Below are 16352 nucleotides of genomic sequence, written 5' to 3'. Positions count from 1 at the left end.
GGAAATCCGCTATGCGGACACGGGGCTCCGCCCCGGACCCCGCTCCTCGGACGCCGGAGGGGCCGCGCGCGGCCCCTCCGGCGTCCGAGGACGAGGCCCGCAAGGGCCGACGAAGGCTCAGGCGAGCCCGGGTCCCCGCACCGGGATCGACGTGAACGTCGGCTGGGGCGCCGGATCCTGGAAGAAGTCGTTCCCCTTGTCGTCCACGACGATGAACGCGGGGAAGTCCTCGACCTCGATCCTCCAGACCGCCTCCATCCCCAGCTCCTCGTACTCGACGACCTCCACCTTCTTGATGCAGTCCTGCGCGAGCCGCGCCGCCGGACCGCCGATGGAGCCGAGGTAGAAGCCGCCGTGCGCGGCGCACGCGTCGGTGACCTGCTTGCTGCGGTTGCCCTTCGCCAGCATCACCAGCGACCCGCCGGCCGCCTGGAACTGCTCCACGTAGGAGTCCATCCGCCCGGCCGTGGTGGGCCCGAAGGACCCGGACGCGTAGCCCTCCGGCGTCTTCGCGGGGCCGGCGTAGTACACCGGGTGGTCCTTGAGGTACTGCGGCATCTCCTGGCCCGCGTCCAGCCGCTCCTTGATCTTCGCGTGCGCGATGTCGCGCGCCACGACCAGCGGGCCGGACAGCGAGAGCCGGGTCTTCACCGGGTACTTGGACAGCTCGGCGAGGATCGCCTTCATCGGCTGGTTGAGGTCGATCCTCACGACGTCGCCGGAGTCGTCGAGCTGCTCGTCCGTGGTCTCCGGCAGGAAGCGCGCCGGGTCGGTCTCCAGCTGCTCCAGGAACACGCCCTCGGCCGTGATCTTCGCGACCGCCTGGCGGTCGGCCGAGCAGGAGACCGCGATGGCGACGGGGCACGACGCGCCGTGCCGCGGCAGGCGCACCACGCGCACGTCGTGGCAGAAGTACTTGCCGCCGAACTGGGCGCCGATGCCGATCCTCTGGGTCAGCTCGAAGACCTTCTCCTCGAGCTCCTTGTCCCGGAAGCCGTGCCCGAGCGGCGAGCCCTCGCTCGGGATCTCGTCCAGGTAGTGCGCGGAGGCGTACTTCGCCGTCTTCAGCGCGTACTCGGCCGAGGTGCCGCCGACCACGATCGCCAGGTGGTACGGCGGACAGGCGGCCGTGCCCAGCGAACGGATCTTCTCCTCCAGGAACTTCATCATGGAGGCCTCGTTCAGGACGGCCTTGGTCTCCTGGTACAGGAAGCTCTTGTTGGCGGAGCCGCCGCCCTTGGCCATGAAGAGGAACTTGTACGCGTCGCCGTCCGTCGCGTACAGCTCGATCTGCGCGGGGAGGTTGGAACCGGTGTTCTTCTCCTCCCACATGGTGAGCGGAGCCATCTGCGAGTAGCGCAGGTTGAGCTTCTGGTAGGCGTCGTAGATGCCCCGGGACAGGGCCTCCTCGTCGCCGCCCTCGGTCAGCACGTTCTGCCCGCGCTTGCCCATGACGATCGCCGTGCCGGTGTCCTGGCACATCGGCAGCACGCCCGCCGCCGCGATGTTCGCGTTCTTCAGCAGGTCCAGGGCGACGAACTTGTCGTTGCCGGACGCCTCGGGGTCGTCGATGATGCGGCGCAGCTGGGCGAGGTGCGCGGGGCGCAGGTAGTGCTGGATGTCGCGGATGGCCTCCTCGGCGAGCTTGCGCAGCGCCTCCGGCTCGACCTTGAGGAACGTCCGGCCGTCGGCCTCGAAGGTGGACACACCTTCGGAGGTCACCAGCCGGTAGGGGGTGGTGTCCTCTCCCATGGGGAGCAGATCGGCGTACTCGAACTCAGGCATCTCGCCCATTCCTCACTCGACGGAAGACCGCCCGCCTCCGTCGGCGGGCCTTCCCAGCCTAGGACCTGCCCCGGACACCGGTCCCGTGAGGTCGTCCTCAGTCGTCCGCCCCGCGGGGTAGTCGCGATCTATCGCGTTTGGGTACGCTGCTGTCGTGGACCTTCAGAAGCACGCCCAGCAGCCGGATCCGGCGCCGCGGAGCACCGAGCTGCGCGCCTCCGACGCCGACCGTGACCGTATCGCCGAACTCCTGCACGAGGCGCACGCCGAGGGCCGGCTGACCGCCGACGAGCACGCCGAGCGTGTCGAGGGCGTGCTGTCCGCCAAGACGCTGGGCGAGCTGGAGGGGTTCATCCAGGACCTGCCCGCCGCCCACCGGCGGCACGCGGCCCCCGTCTCCGCGCCCGGCCGCCCCGCCGCGGGCGTCTTCCCGGTGGACCCCGACGACAACGTGGTCGCGGTGTTCAGCGCCGCCGCCCGCAAGGGCCGCTGGCGCACCGGCCGCCGCATCCACGCGTACGCGGTCTTCGGCAGTGTGGAGATAGACCTCAGCGAAGCGCTGTTCGACCACCAGCAGGTGATGATCAAGGCGTTCTCCGTCTTCGGCAGCGTCGAGATACGCGTCCCGGAGAACGTGTCGCTGCGCGGCACCGGCGGCGGCGTGCTCGGCGCCTTCGAGGTGGTCCCGCAGGACTCGCCCGACGACAACGCCCCGGTGGTCTACGTCGACGGCTGGGCGGTCCTGGGCAGCGTCGAGGCCCGCCCGAAGCGCGGCAAGCTCGTGAAGGACATCCTCGACCGCGTGCAGCGCACGGTCGACCGCAGCATGCGCAAGCACCTGGGGCACTGAACACGGCGCGGGCCGAGGCCTGTCGGGAACTCTGTGCATAGGCGCGCGCACATCGGGTAAGCCTTGACGCATCGTCTCCTTGGAGGGCGCCAGGGATTCACGCCGGGCCGTCCCACGTGCATCCACGGCACTCGCCAGCTCGCGAAGCCGTCGTCAGGAGTAGACCGTGCTGCAACCGCCGCATTCGTCCCTGCAGGTAGCCGCCGTTCCGGCCCAGCGAGTGGCAGCGCGGGACAGGGACCAGGACGCCCCCTGGCACACCGAGGCGGTGTGCCGGCGCGACGAGGCGGGCCTGTTCTTCGCACCGTCGAAGGAGCCGACCGCCGCGCGGCTGTCCCGCGAGGAGGCGGCCAAGCGGGTCTGCGCCCGCTGCCCGGTCATGGTGGAGTGCCGCGAGCACGCCCTGCTCCAGCCCGAGCCCTACGGCGTCTGGGGCGGCCTGACCGCGGCGGAGCGCCGCGTCGTCCTGGCCCGCCGCAGGCGCCGCGAGATGGAGCTGAAGAAGGCCGCCCGGCAGAACCGCATAGCCGCCGCGGGCTGATCCCCGCACCCGACGGAAGGAGGCGCCCTCTCCGCACAGAGGACGCCTCTTCTTCCGGTGGCTCCAGGGTCACTTGGCCCGGTCGAAGTCGATCGCGCTGTAGGCCCGCAGCTTGCTGAGCCGGTGCTCGGAGTCGATGCGCCGTACCGTCCCCGACTTGGACCGCATCACGATCGAGTCGGTCGTCGCCGTCTCCGAGCGGTAGCGCACGCCCCGCAGCAGCTCGCCGTCGGTGATGCCGGTCGCCACGAAGAACACGTTGTCGCCGGTGACCAGGTCCTCCGTGGTCAGCACCCGGTCCAGGTCGTGCCCCGCGTCCATCGCCCGCTGCCGCTCCTCGTCGTCCTTCGGCCACAGCTTGCCCTGGATGGTGCCGCCCAGGCACTTCACCGCGCAGGCCGAGATGATGCCCTCGGGGGTGCCGCCGATGCCCAGCAGCAGGTCGATGCCGGTGCCCTCGCGCAGCGCCAGGATCGAGCCGGCCACGTCACCGTCGGAGATCAGCTTGATGCGCGCCCCGGTCTCCCGGATCTCCTTGATGATGCCCTCGTGCCGCGGCCGGTCCAGGATCACCACGGTGACGTCCTCGGGGGTGGCCCGCTTCGCCTTGGCGACCCGGCGGATGTTCACGCTCACCGGGGCGTTGATGTCGACGAAGTCGGCCGCCTCCGGACCGGTGACCAGCTTGTCCATGTAGAACACTGCCGACGGGTCGAACATCGAGCCGCGCTCGGCCGCCGCCAGCACCGCGATGGCGTTGGTCATGCCCTTGGCCGTCAGCGTCGTGCCGTCGATCGGGTCGACCGCGATGTCGCACTCCGGGCCGGTGCCGTCGCCCACGCGCTCCCCGTTGAAGAGCATCGGGGCCTCGTCCTTCTCGCCCTCGCCGATGACGACGACGCCGTTCATCGAGACGGTGGAGACCAGGGTGCGCATGGCGCGTACCGCGGCGCCGTCGGCGCCGTTCTTGTCGCCGCGCCCTACCCAGCGGCCCGCGGCCATCGCGGCCGCCTCGGTGACCCGTACGAGCTCCAGGGCGAGGTTGCGGTCGGGGGCCTCGGAGGGGACATCGAGCTCGGACGGCAGATGGTGGTGTTCGGTCATCGGAGCGCACCTTTCTGTACGACGACGGCCGGTTGAGGGTATGGCCATGACTCTATCGCCAGGCAGACAAAATGAGCAGGGGACCCCACGGATGAGCGCCGCGGGCACCTGCGACGATAGGAGGCGTGGCAGGAACGAACAGCATGCAGAAGTCGGCCAGGGACATGGTCCTGTCCCTGGCGCTCATCGTGCTCGCGGCGGGAGTGGTGTGGCTGTTCCTCCCGCGCACGGGCGGTGAGCCCGAGGTCAAGCGCGTCGACTACCGCATCGATCTGCTGACCGCCCGCCGGGCCGCCTCCTACCCGGTGGTCGCCCCCGAGGGGCTGCCCAAGGCGTGGAAGCCCACCTCCGTGCGCTACCGCGCGGCCGAGGACGAGTCCTGGCACCTGGGCTTCCGCACCCCCGACGGCGAGTACGCGGCGGTCGAGCAGTCCGTCGGCAAGCGCACGGCGTTCATCGAGGACAAGACGCAGCGGGCCGAGCCGACCGGGGCGACCCAGCGGATCGACGGCAAGACCTGGACGCGCTACGAGGGCGAGCGCTACGACGCCCTGGTGCTGGAGGACACCCCGGGCTCGACGACCGTGGTGACCGGCACGGCGTCCTTCGGGGAGCTGACGAAGATGGCGGAGGCGCTGCGCGCGGAGTGACCGGCGCGCACGCACCAGGGGCGGGGCCCCGGATCGCCGATCCGGGGCCCCGCCCCTTTCCGCCGTTCCGCCCGGGGCTCAGACGGTGGTGACGACCTGCTCGTACTCCAGGCGCGGGCTGCGCGGGAACCAGGCGTCGGGGCCGGGGCGGCCGATGTTCACGACCATCAGCGGGGTGTGGTCGTCGTCCAGGAACTCCTTGCGCACGCCCTCGAAGTCGAGGCCGGTCATCGGGCCGGCGGCCAGACCGGCGGCCCGGACGCCGATGATGAAGTACGCGGCCTGGAGGGCGGCGTTCAGCGCGGCGGAGGCCTCCCGGACCGGACGCTCGCCGAAGACGGCGTCCTTGGCCTGCGGGAAGTGCGGGAAGAGGTGCGGCATCTCCTCGTGGAACTCGTTGTCCGCGGAGAGGATCGCGACGAGCGGCGCGGTGGCCGTCTTGGCCCGGTTGCCCTCGGCCATGTGCCGCACCAGGCGCTCGCGGGCCTCGGGGGAGCGGACCAGCGTGATGCGCAGCGGCGACTGGTTCATGGACGTGGGGCCGTACTTGATCAGGTCGTAGACCGCCCGGACCTGCTCGTCGGTCACCGGCTCGTCGGTGAACGTGTTGGCGGTGCGCGCCTCGCGGAACAGCAGGTCCTGGGCGGCGGGGTCGAGAAGGAGAGACATGCGTGACCTCATGGGATGTGCGACGGCCCGTACGGAATTAGCGGACCGCGGTCCGGTTTACGGGGCGAGCGTACCCCTATGAAGTTCAACGTTCAACCGAAAGTCAGTTCTCCTCGGCGGCCCCGGCCTGCTCCTCCTCCGCGAGCGCCGCGTCCAGCCGGGCCCGCGCCCCGTCCAGCCGGCGCCGGCACACCTTGGCCAGCTCCTCGCCCCGCTCCCAGAGCGCGAGCGACTCCTCCAGCGTCGTACCGCCCGCCTCCAGACGGCGTACGACCTCGATCAGCTCGTCCCGCGCCTGCTCGTAGCCGAGCGCCTCGGCCGCCGCCGTCTGCTCCGTCTTCCCGGTCATTCCGCCCACCTCATGCATCGACCCGTACCGTGAACTCACCCGCGGACACCCGCGCCCGCAGCACCTCGCCCGCCTCCACCTCACCGGGAGCGCGCACCGCCTGCCCGTCCTCCCGCTGCAGCACCGCGTACCCGCGCTTCAGCGTGGCGGCGGGGGAGAGGGCCACCACGCGCGCGTGCGTGTGCGTCAGCTCGGAGTCGGCCCGGTCCAGCTGGTGGCGCAGCGCCCGCCGGCCCCGGTCCAGCAGCATCGTGACCTCCTCGGCCCGCGCGTCGACCATCCGGTGCGGATCCTGGAGCGACGGCCGGGCCAGCGCCTGCGCCAGCCCCCGCTCCTCCCGCTCCAGCAGGGCGCCCACACAGCGGCGCGCGCGGTCCCGCAGCATCCGCACCCGCTCGTACTCCTCGCCCACGTCCGGCACCACCTTCTTGGCGGCGTCGGTCGGCGTGGAGGCGCGCAGATCGGCGACCAGGTCCAGCAGCGGGCTGTCCGGCTCGTGCCCGATCGCCGAGACGACCGGCGTACGGCAGGCCGCCACCGCCCGCACCAGCTGCTCGTCGGAGAACGGCAGCAGGTCCTCCACGCTGCCCCCGCCCCGCGCCACGACGATCACGTCCACCTCGTCGAGCGCGTCCAGCTCCCGCACGGCCTGGACCACCTGCGGCACCGCGTGCACCCCCTGCACCGCGACGTTCCGCACCTCGAAGCGGACCGCCGGCCAGCGGTGCCGCGCGTTCTCCAGCACGTCCCGCTCGGCCGCCGACGCGCGCCCGCACACCAGCCCGACCAGCCGCGGCAGGAACGGCAGCGGCTTCTTGCGCTCCGGCGCGAACAGTCCCTCGCGCGCCAGCGACTTCTTCAGCTGCTCCAGCCGCGCCAGCAGCTCCCCGACCCCCACCGGCCGGATCTCGGCGGCCCGCAGCGACAGCTGCCCCCGGGGCGCGTACCACTCCGGCTTGCAGTGGACCACCACCCGCGCGCCCTCGCTCACGACGTCCGCGACGGCGTCGAACACCTGCCGGTAGCAGGTCACCCCCACCGAGACGTCGTACGAGGGGTCGCGCAGCGTCAGGAACACCACCCCCGCGCCCGGCCGCCGCGACAGCTGGGTGATCTGCCCCTCCACCCACACCGCGCCGAGCCGGTCGATCCACCCGCCGATGAGCCGCGACACCTCTCCCACCGGCAGGGGGGCGTCCGCGGACGTGTTCACAGCCATGCCCGCGAGCGTAGTGCGCTCCGCCGACACCGGTGCGCCGCCACCGACGGAGCACCGCGCCCGGACCCCGCGCGCACGGCCCGTACGATGGGACGCATGACCGCTTCGACTGGCCGCCGTGTCCTGCTCGCCGCCCCCCGGGGCTACTGCGCGGGGGTGGACCGCGCCGTGATCGCCGTCGAGAAGGCCCTGGAGCAGTACGGGGCTCCCGTCTACGTCCGGCACGAGATCGTGCACAACAAGTACGTCGTGCAGACCCTGGAGAAGAAGGGCGCGATCTTCGTCGAGCGGACGGAGGAGGTGCCCCCGGGCAACATCGTGATGTTCTCCGCGCACGGCGTCGCCCCGGTCGTCCACGAGGAGGCCCAGCGCGGCCGGCTCGCCACCATCGACGCCACCTGCCCGCTGGTCACCAAGGTCCACAAGGAAGCGGTCCGCTTCGCCAACGAGAACTACGACATCCTCCTGATCGGGCACGAGGGCCACGAGGAGGTCATCGGCACCTCCGGCGAGGCCCCCGACCACATCCAGCTGGTCGACGGCCCCGGCGACGTGGAGAAGGTCGAGGTCCGCGACCCGTCGAAGGTCGTCTGGCTCTCCCAGACCACGCTCAGCGTCGACGAGACCATGGAGACCGTCGACGCCCTGAAGGAGAAGTTCCCCCAGCTCCTCTCCCCGCCGAGCGACGACATCTGCTACGCCACGCAGAACCGCCAGCTCGCGGTGAAGCAGATGGGCGCCGAGGCCGACCTGGTCATCGTGGTCGGCTCCCGCAACTCCTCCAACTCCAAGCGGCTGGTCGAGGTCGCCAAGCTGGCCGGCGCCCGCGAGGCCTACCTGGTGGACTTCGCCGACGAGATCGACGAGGCCTGGCTGGAGGGCGTCTCCACGGTCGGCGTCACCTCGGGCGCCTCGGTGCCGGAGGTGCTGGTCGAGCAGGTCCTGGAGTGGCTGTCGCAGCGCGGCTTCGAGGACGTGGAGATCGTCAAGGCGGCCGAGGAGTCCATCACCTTCTCCCTGCCCAAGGAGCTCCGCCGCGACCTGCGCGAGGAGGCCGCCGCGCTGGCGGCCGAGCGCGGCGGCGCCGGCAGCGAGGGCTAGCCCCCCGCGTCCCCCCGCGTGCTCCCCCGGGGGCGGTCGCGATCACGGCGTTCGACCCCGTGGCCGTCCCCCGGTCGTCGTACCGTGGTGCCATGCAGATCTTCGGCGTGGACATCGGCGGATCCGGGATCAAGGGCGCCCCGGTCGACCTCGACAAGGGGGACCTGGCGCAGGAGCGCTGCAAGGTCCTCACTCCGCACCCGGCCACGCCGGACGCGGTGGCCGACGGGGTGAAGCAGGTCGTCGACCACTTCGGCTGGACCGGCCCGGTCGGCGTCACCTTCCCCGGCGTCGTCACCGACGGCACCACGATCCGCACGGCGGCCAACGTCGACAGGGGCTGGATCGACACCGACGCGCGCGTCCTGCTCGGCGACCGCCTGGGAGGCCTGCCGGTCACGGTGGTCAACGACGCGGACGCGGCCGGCATCGCCGAGATGCACTTCGGCGCCGGCCGGCACCGCAAGGGCACGGTGATCGTGCTGACCTTCGGCACCGGCATCGGCAGCGCCCTGTTCGCGGATGGCGTCCTCGTCCCCAACACCGAGCTGGGGCACCTGGAGCTGGAGGGCCACGACGCGGAGAAGCGGGCGTCCAGCAAGGCCAGGGAGGACCACGGCCTGTCGTGGGACGAGTGGGCGTGCCGGGTGCGGAAGTACCTCGCCCACGTGGAGATGCTGTTCTCGCCCGAGCTGTTCGTGATCGGCGGCGGCGTCAGCCGCAAGGCGCACAAGTTCCTGCCGAGGATCGAGGGCATCAAGGCGGAGATCGTCCCGGCCCACCTGCAGAACAACGCGGGCATCGTGGGGGCGGCGATGCGGGCGGCGACGGGGGTGTAGGCCGGTCCAGGCGGCCGGGCCCATGCGGGCGTCGGGGCTTGTGGCCGGGCGGGTCTCGTGCCGGGTCCGAGGGGCGCGCGGGCGGGTGTCGCGTCGGGCCCGGGGGCGGTCGTGCGGGGCGGGCGTCGCGTCGGGCTCGGGGGCGGTCGTGCGGGGCGGGCGTCGCGTCGGGCCCGAAGGCGATGGCCGGGCGGGCGTCGTCAGGAGGCCGCCTTGCCTGCCCGCTCCTGTGCGAGGCGCCGGTTGGCCGTGCGGACCCGCCGCACCCGGCGGGCGATCACCAGCACACCCGCGACCAGCGTCCCGCCGTAGAGCCACCCGGCCTGGGTGGCGAGGCCGGTCACCATGCCCATCAGCCGGTCCGGCGTGCTCCCGCCGCCCTCGTCGGCGACCGGCACCAGCCCCACGGCGAAGGCGATCGGCACCACCACGGGCGCGATGAGCAGGTCCCCGTCGCGCACCCACAGCGCGGTCAACACGCACACCGGCAGGAACAGCACCCCGTACACGGTCAGCGAGGCGCCGAACAACACCTCCGTGAGCAGCCCGAGCACCAGCATCACGGCCCCGCAGAACAGTCCGCCCCCCAGCCCGGTGAGCCGGGGGCCGGGCACGCGCCGCGCGGCGGGCGGGGGAGCGGGCCGGCGTCGCGGGGGCCGCTGGGCGCGCGGGGACCGGGCGGCCCCGCCGCCCGTCGTCCGCCCCGCCTGCGGGGGCAGCGGAGGCCCGGGCGGCCGTGACGTGCGGGGGGCCGCCGACGGGCTCGGCGCCGGCTCGCCTCGCGGTCCGTGCTGGGCGGGTCGCGTCCTGTGTTGCTCCACTGGACCAACTTAGGTCGTTTTATGTGTCCGGCGGCCCGTCGGACACGCCGGTATCCGGCCATCGGCCGGGCGTTCGACACAGCCGCCGGCCGGCCGCGGGCACGCCGTAGACTGGTGGATCGGTCCACGTCGGCCCCACGGCCGGCCCTCGCCCCCCTCCTCACGTACGGGAAGTCGCAACGTGTCGCTCACGATCGGAATCGTCGGTCTGCCGAATGTCGGCAAGTCGACCCTGTTCAACGCCCTGACCAAGAACGACGTGCTGGCGGCCAACTACCCGTTCGCCACGATCGAGCCCAACGTGGGCGTCGTGGGCGTCCCCGACCCCCGGCTGACCAAGCTGGCGGAGATCTTCGGCTCGCAGCGGATCCTCCCGGCCACGGTCGACTTCGTCGACATCGCCGGCATCGTGCGCGGCGCGTCCGAGGGCGAGGGCCTGGGCAACAAGTTCCTCGCGAACATCCGCGAGTCCGACGCGATCTGCCAGGTCATCCGCGCCTTCAAGGACGAGAACGTCGTCCACGTCGACGGCAAGGTCTCGCCGAAGGACGACATCGAGACGATCAACACCGAGCTGATCCTCGCCGACCTGCAGACCATCGAGAAGGTCCTCCCGCGCCTGCAGAAGGAGTCGCGGATCAAGAAGGACGTCGCGCCCAAGGTCAAGGCGGTCGAGGAGGCCAAGGAGATCCTGGAGAAGGGCGACACGCTGTTCTCGCAGGGCATCGTCCAGAACACCGAGCGCGCGGAGCTCCTCCACGACCTGCACCTGCTCACCACCAAGCCGTTCCTCTACGTCTTCAACGTCGACGAGGACGAGCTGACCGACGAGGACTTCAAGAACGAGCAGCGCGCGCTGGTCGCCCCCGCCGAGGCGATCTTCCTCAACGCCAAGCTGGAGGCGGACCTCGCCGAGCTGGAGGAGGACGAGGCGCTCGAGCTGCTCCAGTCCGTCGGCCAGGAGGAGCCCGGCCTCGCCACCCTCGCGCACGTCGGCTTCCGCACCCTCGGCCTGCAGACCTACCTGACGGCCGGCCCCAAGGAGTCCCGCGCCTGGACCATCAAGAAGGGCGCCACCGCCCCCGAGGCCGCCGGTGTCATCCACACCGACTTCCAGAAGGGCTTCATCAAGGCGGAGGTCATCTCCTTCGACGACCTGGTCGAGACCGGCTCGGTCGCCGAGGCCCGCGCCAAGGGCAAGGCCCGCATGGAGGGCAAGGACTACGTCATGCAGGACGGGGACGTGGTGGAGTTCCGCTTCAACGTGTAGTGCCTGATCCCTTGATCTGTCGAACCGCAGGTCATAGGAGAGAAACCCCAGGTAAGGGGCCGGATCGCACGGTCTGGCCCTTCCTTTTTCTCCGCCTGGTCCCGGCCTTTTCCGGGGAGTGAGTCCTTTCCAGCCCGGCGGCCGGGCAAGCCAGTTGGGCTGACACACAAGTGAAGCCCCTGGTGGGTAGGTTTTCGACCAAGAAATACGTCTCCACCAGAGGCTTCGTGTGCTTGTCCACCCGTCGGGCGTCGGCCTGTCCAGCTCCGCCCCGCGCTTCCTGTCCGCCAAGCTCCGCCGGCACCGTCGGGAGCTCGGCGCCCGGTGGCGACGTCTGAGCCCAGGCCGACAGGCCCTGCTCACCCTCGCCCACCTTCGCAACGGCCACCCGTACGCTCAGCTCGCGGCTGGATTCCGTCCATCGGCTGGGGGACATCGCCGCGGACCGTCCCCTCTGCTCCGGCTGTGAGCATGATGGTCGTGCCGTTCCGGCTGGCCGGCTGCTGTGGGCCTCACCAGCCCGGCCGGGAGCCGTCCACCACCGGCCCGCCCAGGGGCGACCAGCGGCCGGCACCGGCCACGGACACGTACAGGCCGAATCGGGGTCCGGTCTCGTCCCGCGCGAGCCGTGGCACCGCCCGGACTCTTCCGGGAGCCCCGGTCCCGCAGGGCGCTGTGGCGCCGGCCGTGGGGCAGGGCGGCGTGACCGGGGCCGGTGTTTCAGACCTTGACGATCTCTACGGCAGGACCGCAGAGGAGCGTCAGGTCCTCGGGGTCGGAAGTGAGGACGGTGACCGGCGGGGGCGCGTCGCGGGCGATGACGGCGAGGGCGGCGTCGATGGCGTATTTATGACCGTGGAGATGATGGGTGCGAAGGAGGGCGGCGGCCTCGTCGGTGACCTCCCTGGTGACGTCGTGAACGTCGATGCGGGAGAGAACCCACTTGATGCGGGCCGGGTGGATCCGCTCGTAATCGGCCTCAAGGGTGGTCATGGCGCTGGTGGCCACGCGGATGCCCTCCTCCGATGCCGCCTGGACCAGAGCCACGACGGTGCGGTCCTTGCGGTAGAGCTTGGAGAGTCCTTCGCTGTCGAGCAGCAGGGTTCCGGGCATCAGGCGGCGGCACCGCCGACCTGCCGGTGGTCATGGCGCAGCAGTGTGCGGGCGGCCTCGATCTCCTCGCGGGTGAGCTCCTCGTTGTCGGTCTCGAAGTCGGCGACGAGCTCCCGAAGCTTGTCCATGGCGACCCGTTGTTCGAGGGCTTCGGCGACATAGGCGGAGAAGCCGCCGGGTCCGACATGGGCGCGTACGGCCTCGGCAAGGTCCTCGGGCAGGCTGATGGAGTACTTTTTGCTACCGCTCATGGTGCCGATCCTACCGGTGGTCGTAACTCTGTGGGTGTGGATGGCCGGGGCCGCACGGGGGAGGTTGCCCGGTCCGCAGACAGGCCGCAGTACGGTCGCAACCGCTCATCGGCGGCCGACGCAACCAAACGGTGAAAGCGCCGGTCAGGGCCCTGGGCTGAGCTCCGCCGCAGGTCAGGGTCGGGCTGGATGCGTTCCGCTTCCATGTGTAAGCGGTTCTTCGTCGTGCGCTGAGGGTTTCGTCAAGTCCGCGGGCGGTCGGGGCTGGTCTCTTCGAGAGCCGGCCCCTTCGTCGGGTGTCTGCTCTGTCCATGAGCAGTGGGAGTGGTGCGTTATTCGGTACCACTGACCGGAGAGAGGCAGGTCGTGTCCGTAACTGCGAGCGAAGCCCGCAAGGCTCTCTTTCCGCGTCGTCGTCACTGAGCCGGTCCTCCCGGCCGGGACGGAACAGGTGGCGTCGGTGCGGGCGTGGCTGGTCGGCACCGGCACGCGTCGGGGGCCGGGCGGCCCCTGACGCTGTCCCTGGTCGGTGCACCCCTCGGACGAGCACGGCGGGGCGTCGGCCGAGCCTCTGCTCGAACCGGGGCGGTGCGAGTTCCGGCCGTGATCCGTCCCAGGCGTCAGACCAGTTCCGGCCGTGCGTCCGGCGACTCGGGCGATTCAGGCGACTTCGGGGAGCCGGCCGTCTCCTGTGACTCGGCCGTCTCCGCCGGCTTCACCGGCTCGGCCGGCCCCGCCGCCTCCCGGGATCCCGCCGCCTCCGGTGCGGACCGAGGCCCGGGAATGGACACCTTCGCGTCCCGTCCCCGCGCCGTCCGCACGTACGCGTGGATCACCCCGCCCGTCACCAGCAGCAGGAGAGGGCCGAACAGCCAGGGCCGGGCGGCCATTTCCACCGGCAGCCAGCGGTACGCCGACAGCAGCGCGGCGAAGACGCTCGTGCCGAGGGCGACCAGGCGGACGCTCGCGCGGTCCCAGCCGTGCGCGGAGCACCGCACCGCCGTCTCGATCGTCAGGGCGAAGACCACGCCGGCGAGCAGGTCGGCGCCGTAGTGGTAGCCGAAGCCCAGGGTCGCGGCGAGGGTGCCGGCCAGCCAGAAGGCGCCCGCCCAGCGCACCGCCCGGGAGCCGTCGCGGGTGTGGACGAACAGGGTGACCGCCCACGCGGTGTGCAGGCTCGGCATGCAGTTGCGTGGGGTGACGCCGTCGAACGGGATCGGCTGCGGGTCGGTCGCCGGCGGCAGGGTTTCCGGCCAGAGGTTCGCCGTCGCCCAGGCGCCGCCGTCCGTGCCGTACGCGAAGATCGGACCGACCACCGGGAAGATCATGTAGATCGCGGGGCCGAGCAGGCCGATCACCAGGAACGTGCGCACCAGGTGGTGGGCGGGGAAGCGGCGCTCCACCGCGACCCGGCGCAGCTGGTAGAGGCCGACGAGGGCGGCGGCCAGCGGGAGTTGGCCGTAGACCACGTGCAGGACGCCCGTGCTGACCGGCGCGGTGGCGTCCACGAGGCGGCCGGCCAGCCACGACGGGTCGGCCAGGGCGTGGTCCGCGGCCGCCACGTAGGCGTCGAGGACGGTCGGCCGGGTCTCCGACGTGATCAGCAGCCAGGTGTCACCGGTCTTGTGGCCGGCCACCAGCAGCAGGCCCAGACCGGTGCCCTTCAGCAGCAGCATCCGTTCCTGCCCGGTGCGGCGCGTGAGGCCGAGGACCGCACAGCCGAGCACCACCCACAGCGCGCCGTTGCCGAAGTTCATCTCGGCGTCGAGTGCCCACCGGACCAGGAAGAAGACGACGTCCACGGCGGCGGCGACGCCCAGCGCGATCAGCCGCTGCCGCCAGGTGAGCACCACCATCGTCAGGGCCAGACCGCCGTAGAGCAGCGGACCCGACTCGGGGGCGAAGACCACCTCCCGCGACTGTTCGGTGATCGGCCCCGAGAAGCCGTAGCCGCGCGCCACGATCTCCAGCGCGACGAGGAAGCCCAGGGTCGCCGCACCCGCCGCGGTCCACAGGACCACGCGGGGCCGGCGCCACGCGGCGGGCTGCGTCCCGCGGTCGTCCCGCGGCGGTATTCGAGTGGGTTCGATTCTCAACTGGTTCGCCTGGTGATTCGGTTGTGGGCAGGTGGCGTCACGGGCACGTGGCGCGTATGCGCCGAAGGGCCGGGTGGGCTGGGACTTCCGGTGGACAGCCGGTGAACGAGGACATCCGTCGTGAGCTCGAACATGTTAACGGGGGTGGGCGGGGAGTCCATGGGTCAGCTGTGCCGCGGCTGTGTCGCGGCTGTGCCGGGCGGTTGTGCCACATCCGTGCCGGGTGGTTGCGCCGCATCTGTGCCGGGCGCCCGGTGTCCGGATCGGAACGGCGGGGTCCGTAGGTCGTCGAGGCACCCTTGTGCAATTCCTGTAGAACCCTCAATCTTTCGGCTGACGCGCATGGACACGACGGCCCGCCTTGTCATGGCCCTGACATACAGGTGTGTTCCGGCACGTGCGCACCCGTGCGTCGCCGCACCACCCCCGCACCATCCCCCACATGAACGCGCACCACCGATTGAGGAGGAACCCTCCATGGCAGTGATGCGTCACCCCCGGCGAAGACTGGCCGTCCTCGGCGCCGCGGCCTCCGCGGCGCTCGTCGCGAGCCTGGTCTCCGCACTCCCCGCGGGAGCGGCGCCGGCCGCTCCCGAAGGCCGCATCCAGTACGCGGGCGCCGCGAACGCCGTCGCCGGCAGCTACATCGTGACCCTGAAGGCCGACGAGGCCCGCTCGACCACCGGCGAGGGCCGCGCCCTGGCCGAGAAGTACGGCGCCGCCATCGAGCGCACCTACAGCAAGGCGCTCAACGGCTACGAGATCGAGGCCTCCGAGGCCGAGGCGAAGCGTCTCGCCGCGGACCCGGCCGTCGCCTCGGTGGTGCAGAACCGCACCTTCACCATCACCGCGACCCAGTCCAACCCGCCCTCCTGGGGCCTGGACCGGATCGACCAGCGCAACCGCCCCGTCAACCGGGCCTACACCTACCCCGACTCGGCCGGGCAGGGCGTGACGGCCTACGTCATCGACACGGGCGTCCGCATCAGCCACAGCGACTTCGGCGGCCGCGCGTCCAACGGCTACGACGCCGTCGACGGCGACAACGTGGCCCAGGACGGCAACGGTCACGGCACCCACGTCGCCGGCACCGTCGCGGGCAACGCGTACGGCGTCGCCAAGAAGGCGAGGATCGTCGGCGTCCGCGTGCTCAACAACTCCGGCTCCGGCACCACCGCGCAGGTCGTCGCCGGCATCGACTGGGTGGCGCGCAACGCGGTCAAGCCGGCCGTCGCCAACATGTCGCTCGGCGGCGGTGCGGACAGCACGCTCGACGCGGCCGTCCGCAACGCCGTCGCCGCCGGCGTCACCTTCGTCGTCGCGGCAGGCAACGAGTCCACCAACGCCTCCACCAAGTCCCCGGCCCGGGTGACCGAGGCGATCACGGTCGGCGCCACCACGTCCACCGACTCCCGCGCCAGCTACTCCAACTACGGTTCGGTGGTGGACCTGTTCGCGCCCGGTTCCTCCATCACCTCCGCCTGGCGCACCAGTGACACGGCCACCAGCACCATCTCCGGCACCTCGATGGCCAGCCCGCACGTCGCCGGCGCCGCCGCCCTGTACCTGGCCGGCAACCCGTCGGCCACCCCCGCCCAGGTCTCGTCCGCGCTGACCTCCTCCGCCACCACCGGCGTGGTCACCAGCCCGGGCAGCGGTTCGCCCAACCGCCTGCTGTACGTGGGCTGAGCGCA

Annotated in this window: 16 protein-coding genes and 2 pseudogenes; 8 read left to right on the top strand and 10 right to left on the bottom strand. The window is 71.6% G+C overall.

Annotated elements, in window-relative coordinates; translation table 11 throughout:
• Positions 1 to 117: 117 nt before the first annotated feature.
• On the bottom strand, positions 118 to 1794 hold the full coding sequence (locus tag C1708_RS11865) for a fumarate hydratase (RefSeq protein ID WP_106412651.1): 1677 nt from the start codon (positions 1792 to 1794) through the stop codon (positions 118 to 120).
• Positions 1795 to 1939: 145 nt separating this feature from the next.
• On the opposite strand from C1708_RS11865, the gene C1708_RS11860 reads away from it, so the two are divergent.
• Together C1708_RS11860 and C1708_RS11855 are read left to right on the top strand one after the other, a co-directional pair.
• Positions 1940 to 2635: a DUF1707 SHOCT-like domain-containing protein gene (locus C1708_RS11860; protein WP_106412650.1), complete on the top strand. Its 696-nt coding sequence runs from the start codon at positions 1940 to 1942 to the stop codon at positions 2633 to 2635.
• A gap of 166 nt (positions 2636 to 2801) precedes the next feature.
• On the top strand, positions 2802 to 3176 hold the full coding sequence (locus C1708_RS11855; protein ID WP_048455846.1) for a WhiB family transcriptional regulator: 375 nt from the start codon (positions 2802 to 2804) through the stop codon (positions 3174 to 3176).
• Between the two features lie 69 nt (positions 3177 to 3245).
• Here C1708_RS11855 and glpX read toward each other — a convergent pair whose 3' ends face one another.
• A complete protein-coding gene (glpX, locus tag C1708_RS11850; protein WP_106412649.1) occupies positions 3246 to 4280 on the bottom strand; it encodes a class II fructose-bisphosphatase in 1035 nt (344 codons plus the stop codon).
• 143 nt (positions 4281 to 4423) lie between these two features.
• On the opposite strand from glpX, the gene C1708_RS11845 reads away from it, so the two are divergent.
• Positions 4424 to 4930: a DUF4245 domain-containing protein gene (locus C1708_RS11845; protein ID WP_106412648.1), complete on the top strand. Its 507-nt coding sequence runs from the start codon at positions 4424 to 4426 to the stop codon at positions 4928 to 4930.
• A gap of 78 nt (positions 4931 to 5008) precedes the next feature.
• On the opposite strand, the gene C1708_RS11840 is transcribed toward C1708_RS11845, so the two are convergent.
• The 3 genes from C1708_RS11840 to xseA form a co-directional block, all read right to left on the bottom strand.
• Positions 5009 to 5599: a malonic semialdehyde reductase gene (locus C1708_RS11840; protein ID WP_106412647.1), complete on the bottom strand. Its 591-nt coding sequence runs from the start codon at positions 5597 to 5599 to the stop codon at positions 5009 to 5011.
• A 103-nt stretch (positions 5600 to 5702) separates the two neighbouring features.
• Entirely contained in the window at positions 5703 to 5948 is a 246-nt protein-coding gene (locus tag C1708_RS11835) for an exodeoxyribonuclease VII small subunit (protein WP_106412646.1), read from the bottom strand.
• Positions 5949 to 5958: 10 nt separating this feature from the next.
• Positions 5959 to 7167: an exodeoxyribonuclease VII large subunit gene (gene xseA / locus C1708_RS11830; protein WP_106412645.1), complete on the bottom strand. Its 1209-nt coding sequence runs from the start codon at positions 7165 to 7167 to the stop codon at positions 5959 to 5961.
• Between the two features lie 87 nt (positions 7168 to 7254).
• On the opposite strand from xseA, the gene C1708_RS11825 reads away from it, so the two are divergent.
• On the top strand, positions 7255 to 8268 hold the full coding sequence (locus C1708_RS11825) for a 4-hydroxy-3-methylbut-2-enyl diphosphate reductase (protein ID WP_106412644.1): 1014 nt from the start codon (positions 7255 to 7257) through the stop codon (positions 8266 to 8268).
• Positions 8269 to 8360: 92 nt separating this feature from the next.
• Entirely contained in the window at positions 8361 to 9107 is a 747-nt protein-coding gene (ppgK, locus tag C1708_RS11820) for a polyphosphate--glucose phosphotransferase (RefSeq protein ID WP_106412643.1), read from the top strand.
• Positions 9108 to 9307: 200 nt separating this feature from the next.
• Here the strand turns inward: ppgK and C1708_RS11815 are convergent, their stop codons facing one another.
• A complete protein-coding gene (locus C1708_RS11815; RefSeq protein ID WP_106412642.1) occupies positions 9308 to 9928 on the bottom strand; it encodes a DUF6542 domain-containing protein in 621 nt (206 codons plus the stop codon).
• A gap of 181 nt (positions 9929 to 10109) precedes the next feature.
• Between C1708_RS11815 and ychF the strand changes: the two genes are divergently transcribed.
• Positions 10110 to 11198 carry a redox-regulated ATPase YchF gene (gene ychF, locus C1708_RS11810; protein WP_106412641.1) on the top strand — a complete coding sequence of 363 codons (1089 nt, stop codon included), beginning with the start codon at positions 10110 to 10112 and terminating at the stop codon, positions 11196 to 11198.
• 229 nt (positions 11199 to 11427) lie between these two features.
• Positions 11428 to 11737, top strand: a pseudogene (locus C1708_RS36120) (transposase family protein); the annotation flags it as partial.
• On the opposite strand, the gene C1708_RS35645 reads toward C1708_RS36120, so the two are convergent.
• The 4 genes from C1708_RS35645 to C1708_RS11790 form a co-directional block, all read right to left on the bottom strand.
• Complete coding sequence (locus C1708_RS35645) at positions 11711 to 11833, bottom strand: hypothetical protein (protein ID WP_274543352.1); 123 nt, start codon at positions 11831 to 11833, stop codon at positions 11711 to 11713. The pseudogene C1708_RS36120 and the gene C1708_RS35645 overlap by 27 nt on opposite strands.
• 85 nt (positions 11834 to 11918) lie before the next feature.
• A complete protein-coding gene (locus tag C1708_RS11800; protein ID WP_106412640.1) occupies positions 11919 to 12311 on the bottom strand; it encodes a PIN domain-containing protein in 393 nt (130 codons plus the stop codon).
• Positions 12311 to 12562: a hypothetical protein gene (locus tag C1708_RS11795; protein ID WP_106412639.1), complete on the bottom strand. Its 252-nt coding sequence runs from the start codon at positions 12560 to 12562 to the stop codon at positions 12311 to 12313. The genes C1708_RS11800 and C1708_RS11795 overlap by 1 nt, the downstream gene beginning before the upstream one ends.
• A 620-nt stretch (positions 12563 to 13182) precedes the next feature.
• A complete protein-coding gene (locus C1708_RS11790; protein WP_241911224.1) occupies positions 13183 to 14583 on the bottom strand; it encodes a phosphatase PAP2 family protein in 1401 nt (466 codons plus the stop codon).
• 552 nt (positions 14584 to 15135) lie between these two features.
• Here C1708_RS11790 and C1708_RS11785 point away from each other — a divergent pair.
• Positions 15136 to 16344 (top strand): annotated as a pseudogene (locus C1708_RS11785) (S8 family peptidase); the annotation flags it as partial.
• Positions 16345 to 16352: the final 8 nt, after the last annotated feature.

The organism is Streptomyces sp. DH-12 (assembly GCF_002899455.1).
GTDB lineage: Bacteria > Actinomycetota > Actinomycetes > Streptomycetales > Streptomycetaceae > Streptomyces.
Note: the sequence above shows the minus strand (reverse complement) of the source record. Positions and strands in the feature narration are given on the sequence as shown.